1 protein-coding gene is annotated in these 988 nt (G+C 37.6%); it reads right to left on the minus strand.

Annotation, left to right across the window (positions count from 1 at the left end; genetic code table 11):
• Positions 1 to 593 precede the first annotated feature (593 nt).
• Positions 594 to 875 (minus strand): hypothetical protein, encoded by a 282-nt coding sequence (locus B7C60_RS13120; RefSeq protein ID WP_099612053.1) that lies wholly within the window; start codon positions 873 to 875, stop codon positions 594 to 596.
• Positions 876 to 988: the final 113 nt, after the last annotated feature.

Below are 988 nucleotides of genomic sequence, written 5' to 3' on the forward strand. Positions count from 1 at the left end.
AACTGCGCTCAAACTAGCCAGCCGTAACCTCAAATGCTCAACCAAACCAAAACTGCCAAGCGTTGACTGTCCCTCTTGAATACTTTGTTATGTAACTTTGCTAACCATTTCAAAACATTACAAAGAACAGCATTGCCAAATACCGTTTAACTTACATGAAAAATTAGCAGTAACCCAGTAGAATTTGCGTGACAACAGCGAAACTGCGAGCCCTAGTTCAAAGAAAAAATAACTGCCACCAAACTTATCGCAAACCCACTGAACTATTTAGAACCAGCTAAAAACTCGAAGAACAAGAAGACGAAAACTAAGCCAACATGAATAAAACTAGGTTTATAGGTCTATAAATAACCAATCTAAGCAATTAATTAAAAGTACCGAACATACAAAGCTGAAGCCAAATTCAAAGTAAAGAAATCATAAAAACACTTTAATTTTCAAGATATTGTGGTCTTTTTCTCTACGGTTACATAACGCCCGGCTAAGGGGTTGACAACGCACCGCCAGACTCAAAAAAACCACTGTAAACACTGAACTTCAATTTTGCACCAAAGTCGCCATGCGTTGGCAATCCCTCTTGAGCCGTTTGTTAGCTATTTTTTCCCAGTGACTGATTTGAATGATTCAAAAATGAATGTCGCCAATCCACCTGAAACATTTGAATTTGCATAATCCTTCAAAGGCTCACAAAAATTTGATTTGAATTTATCAATAGCCTCTTCTGGAGAAGAAGCATAAATCGTATCACCTTCCACTTCTAACCCCGATCTCAAGAGTTCTTCCTTTTCAAAAAGATAAGTTTCTGAACTCATATCCAGATAAGTAAATTCATTACGATTCGAATTTGGTTTACAGAAAAATTGATACTTTGACATCTTTAATTTCCTTGCTGCTGAATAAAACAATAGCTAACGCCGCATTAAGGGGCAGGCAACGCAAACAACTGCGCTCAAATTAACCAGCCGTAACCTCAAATGCTCAACCAAAC

Source organism: Vibrio fujianensis (assembly GCF_002749895.1).
Taxonomy (GTDB): domain Bacteria; phylum Pseudomonadota; class Gammaproteobacteria; order Enterobacterales; family Vibrionaceae; genus Vibrio; species Vibrio fujianensis.